At 40.2% G+C, this 5,490-nt stretch carries 3 protein-coding genes; all 3 read right to left on the bottom strand.

The genetic code is table 11. The features are described 5' to 3' along the window. Window positions 1–989, bottom strand: a 989-nt coding sequence (locus WBM60_RS06760) for a DUF3500 domain-containing protein (RefSeq protein ID WP_424282896.1), incomplete at its 3' end; no start/stop codon positions are given. Further along, complete coding sequence (locus WBM60_RS06765; RefSeq protein WP_424278490.1) at window positions 989–2,437, bottom strand: serine hydrolase; 1,449 nt, start codon at window positions 2,435–2,437, stop codon at window positions 989–991. The genes WBM60_RS06765 and WBM60_RS06760, both read right to left, overlap by 1 nt. Window positions 2,438–2,657: 220 nt before the next feature. Then, a partial coding sequence (locus tag WBM60_RS06770; RefSeq protein ID WP_424282897.1) for a HEAT repeat domain-containing protein occupies window positions 2,658–5,490 on the bottom strand: 2,833 nt, incomplete at its 5' end.

Raw genomic sequence — 5,490 nt, forward strand, 5'->3', positions numbered from 1 at the left:
AGAAGGTCCCGGCCAAAATCATTCGTAAGATCCCTTACTGCGGTATGAATATGATTGGCATTATTTTGAGTATTGTCAAATTCTATTAAAATCACAGAGCTTTGTATTCTGTAGTAATGGCCCTTTCCTGGTACTAAACTGCCTGCCCATGCAAATGAGAGCTGATCCATTCCTGAGGCATTTATCTTGTCTAAAAGAGATTTGGAAAATCCGGATTCATAATTGTCCAAGTAAACCATAAGTAACTTCTCTAAAGCTTCTTTTTGATCTTTATTTAAATCGGCATAGGAAATACCCAAAGGATCAAGATTGGTCACTTCCTGTTTATTAGTGGTGAAAATTTCCCTGGGTGCTTCTTCGGAAAAAAGCGCTTTACCTAACTGTTCTTTTGAAAGAGAATTTACCAATGCAAAACCCAATTCACTCTCCAATTTTAAAACCTCCTTACCTTTTTGTTTCCCTTCGAGAACTATAGCCGGGTTGGATCCAAGAAACGATGGAGTAGAGGCCACAATCTTACCCTTTGAGCCAACAAAATTAAAGGAAATATGATGCCCTTCAAATCGCCAACCCCAAAACTGCTCGGTTGCAGGGTTATTAAATACACAAAAGTGATAATTAAGTGGATCACGACGCGAGCCATCTGCCATTTGGAATTTACCGCTTTCAATCTCCCGCAAAACATTTTCCAGTTCTATGATCTCTTTTGTTTTTCGAAATCCCTCTGCACTCAGGGAAGCTCTGAGCAGCGCCATAGCGGCCTCTTTTTGTTCATCATTGAAGTCATGAAAAGTAGGGCCTTTTCTTACTATAGGGATAAAATTAAAATTCAACCGTTCTTCGTCATCCAGAGCAAAAACTGTTTTTGACTTTAATTCCGGATCCAGCGTGTTTAAAAATTCTGTTGCCAGTAAATTGAGTTCTTGTGAGGATACGCTGGCACAAAAGAGGCTGCATCCAAGCAGTAAAAAAAATGATTTTATTTTCATTAGTTTCTTGTTTTATTAGAGTAGTTTCCATGTTGACTGTATTTGGTAATCTTCCCGGTTTCATCCCTTTCAAATATTATCATCTCTCCAGGTTCTTCGTCCTTTCTTATTTTTTGAAAACTATCTCCTTTCACATGCTTTAGGAAAATCATGGATTTGGCAGGAGATTGGGAGGGTAGCCTTAATAGTACCAGCTTTCCTTCCCAGCTTGAAATATAACTTTCACTTCCCCATGGTTGGTTGCTGTAATAACCGGTATATTCTGTCATATCCTTTTTTGAAGTTCCAATTACTTTACCATTTTTAGATTCTTCTTTCACCTTATTGAGAATAGCATGCATTTCCATAGCATATTTATGGGGGTTAGTGCCATTAGCATTAATCATGACAGCATAAGCCATTTTAGATTTGGGATTTAACTGTATACCGGATCTATAGCCCGGGCAACTTCCACCATGGGAAACCCATTTTGTTTCATCACTACCTTTAGAAACTGCAAAACCTAACCCCCAGGTAGTTTTCCAATCCGGATCAGTCCAGTGTACCTGTTGCATATATTTTAAGGTTGATGGTTTTATTATTTCTGTAATAGTTGAATCCAGTAAGCGAAATTGCCAAGAGGCAAATTTACCCAGGTCCAATACGTTGGATGAGAAACCTGCAGCGGCAGTGATTCCATTTGCCTGGAATAGCTTTACCTTTTTACGCTGTCCCTCCCTGTTTAAAGATGAATAGCCTATAGCCAATTGACTGCCATACAAATTTTCAGGGAGTTGTGTTCTTGTATCATTAAGCTGAAGGGGTTTTATAATATGCTCTTCAACGTATTCAGTAAAAGATACCCCTGCCACCTGTTCCACAATTTCTCCCAACAGGGTAAGACCCAGATTGCTATATTGAAAATAAGTCGATGCCGGGTATAAAGTTTCCTGATTGCCTAATTCCTTTTTTATTTCCTCCTTCGAGGGAAATGGAAAATCAGGACCTGTCCAATAGGGAAAATTAGCCTCTCTTGGTAAACCGGAGGAATGTGTCAATAAAGTGCGTACTGTAATAGGGCCGCTTTCTGAATATTTCTGATCCAGGTTGTACCAGGGCAAAAGATCACTCACTTTGTCGTCCAGACGCAGCTTACCTTCATCATATAACTTCATAATGGCCGTTGCGGTAAATAATTTTGAAATAGAACAGATACTGCAAATAGTAGTAGTTTCGGTATTCACATCTGCTTCAATATTTGCTTTGCCAAAAGCACCGGACCAGATTATTTCCTGATCCTTGATTATTGCCGCAGAAATGCCCGGGAGTTTTTCGTAATCTTTTTGAGCATCTAACCAGACCTCAATAATTTTAAAGGCCTCGGAATAGTCCTTTTTACTCTCTTGAGCACTGGTGTTGAGGTAAAAAAAACAGATTAAGACAAAAAGTGTAAATTTCGCTTTATTCATTGGTAATTAAGTTGGTTTATAGAAATTATTAAAGTTGATATCCAATTATTGATATAAATGAGTGCGCTTTTTGGGAAAAGTGCTAAGGCATGTTATTCTAACTGTCCCAGGTTGCAGCATTATCAAGAAAAAAGTCCTGCATAAGGTAATAATTAAATTCGAAATTTCACGGTAGCTTTGAAAACTAAAGGAACTATTATAAAATGCGAAATTACCCTGATTATTTTCCTTTTAAATTGGATAAAAATTCAACCAAATCCCTAAGATCCCTTTTGGATAATACCGTCCCCATTGGTGGCATTGCCGAAGGCATGTTTTCTCTTTTCTTTATTCTTGACACAGCTATTTCCATTGGTTCTGCATCAGAAGTCTTAAGAATTATTTCCTCCTTGTTTTCCGCTGTCAGTATTCCCGATACTACCTGGCCATCTTTAAGGGTCAACACCACAGATCCATAGCCAGGAGCCAAACGGGTTCCGGGTTCAATAAGGGATTGTAAGATTTCTTCCCTGCTTAGTATATTCGCTATATTGTCCAGAGGCGGGCCTACCTGACCGCCGGCTCCATCAATTGCATGGCATCTTACGCACTGCGCCGCAGAATTATTTTTAAAAACATTAGCCCCGGGCCAACTACGACCTCCATAAAGGGCTTCCTTATAAGAATCCATGGAATACCCACCATTTTTTAGTTTTCCTAAACTTGCAATCAGTTCTTCGGAATGCGTAGATTCCACAGCCTCAATAAGATCCAGGATAACTCCGGGATTAAGTTGTTTGTTCCCTGCTTTTTGAATTAGATCCGCTAATGCATCCTGACTTTGATCAAGAGGCATTTCTGCTAAGGCATTTATCATTCCTTGCTGTTCCCTGATAGATCCATTTTTAAAAATTGGATAAATAACTCCGGGTAATTCATTTTTGGAAATATTTAACTCAGGGATCATACTCACAGCTGCGGCTCGAACATTTTCATCATTGTCGCGCATCCCGGTTTTTACAATTGAGGCAATTGCCTTGTCATGTAATTCTCCTAGAGCTTCTATCATGGCAACTCTTACTTCCGGTCTTCTATCCCTGCTTAGAATAGATTTTAGTTGAGAATTATATGTTGATATTCCAAGGGTTCCCAGAATTTTAGAAGTGCCGATAAGAATATTAGGATCCTTATCCTTCAGGAAAACCGGAATATCTCCCTGAATTTTTTGTTTTACAAAATTTGAATCCCGACTAATTTCTCCTCTGTATCGTCCATCTACTCTGTCTAAAACGGAAGGGGATGCCCAGGTGCCTATGGCCGCCAAGGCCTCTCCCCGAAGATCACCGGAAACATCTGTTCTTTTTGCAAATGAAATAAGAATATCTAATTCTTCTTCACCACCAACTCTTAAAGCTGCATTGATGCTTCTGCGAAGTAACGGTTCTGACGTAAATCTTTCTTCCTCCAAAAGACCTGCCAGAGCCGGCATGGCTTCAGGTATTGACCAATCGTCATTGATGGCTCTGGCTGCTTCTGCTACAATGTATTCATCATCGTCTTTTAAAAATACCGCTACATCTTCATTTTGAAGTCTTCTTAAGACCAATACTGCCGCAATCCGCAAACTTCTTTCCGGGTTCTCAGATAAGGCAACCATAGGTTCAACTTCACCAATACGGCTCAATGCCAGTACTGCGGCATGACGCAAGTATACATCCTCATCATTATTTACGGCCAGGAAATTAATTAAAGGCTGAACTGCTTTTTTGTATTCTATTCTTCCTAAAGCTTGTGCTGCAAAGAAACACACTCTTTCGTTTTCATGTTCGAGTAAAGAAATGAGTTTGTCTCCAGCCTCCTTATATTTAACATCTCCGAGAACTTTTGCCGCCTGAGCTATGATTTCGGGATCCGTGTCATTCAATAAATCCATTAAAGGTTGGGCTTTCTTAATATTATCTGAAGCAATCTGACCAATTCCCCAAATTGCATGTATTCGTGCGAATTGGTTTTTATCTTCCAGAATCACCTTTTTTAAGGACCTGTATCCCCAAAAAGTGCGGTCTGCAAGCTCAAATTGAGCCTTTTTTCTTATGCGCATATCCGGATAAGCCAGTAGTTTAACAAGATCATCGGCAGACTGGTCTTCATATTTTAAAGCCATAAGCCTTTGGGTCTCCAGTCTTTCTGCATTTAAATCGTTTTTTGAATCCTCAACATCCAATTTCCAGACCCGTCCATAATTTTTTGTACCCCAACCATTAATCCAATCAGCCAGGTATAGTGCACCATCGGGCCCGAATTGTAAACCGGTTGGTAAGACACCACTTAACACATCTGTCTCCTTATCCAGATCAAAGGAAGCCCCTTTTGGCTTTAAAGTAAAAGACCAAATATGTGAAAGTGCCGGATCTCCCACAAATTCAACCAGAAAGAATTGGTTCAGCCAGTCCTTCCCAAGGGCGGTCCCCGGGTTATAAACCATCCCTGTAGGACCATTATGGTAATTCGCAATAGGTGGAATTATATATGCAGCCTGTCCTTCCCAACGGGGGAGGTATAGCTTTTCATCCATCCACACTTTATAGCTATTGTTCTTAGGATCAGTATATTTACCATATTGCCAGTTTGCACGCCATCCGGCATCCGAACCTTCGACAATATGCACAAGTCGTTCGCTTTCTCCCCTGTGGTCCCCATCATTATCTGAAGAAATTAAATTGCCGTATGCATCAAAAACAAATTCGTGTGTATTTCTAAGGCCTCTAGCAAAAACTTCAAAGTTGGTGCCGTCTGGATTACATCGGACAATTACCCCTTGATTTGGATAATGCAGTTTATCACCTTCTACTGTGGTGATACTGGCTCCAATGTCACCAATTCCCCAATAAATTTTACCATCGGGGCCTTCTGTTGCCCCGGACATTCCGTGAGCTCCAAATCCAATATGTACTGCGAAACCATGTGCAATTGAAGTTTTGGTATCCATGACACCATCACCATTGGAATCCTCTACGCGCCACATATCGGGTCCTATACCAACAAAAATATCATCGTCCCGCACTAATAAGGCG

This window comes from Eudoraea sp. (assembly GCF_049669105.1).
Taxonomy (GTDB): Bacteria; Bacteroidota; Bacteroidia; order Flavobacteriales; family Flavobacteriaceae; genus Eudoraea.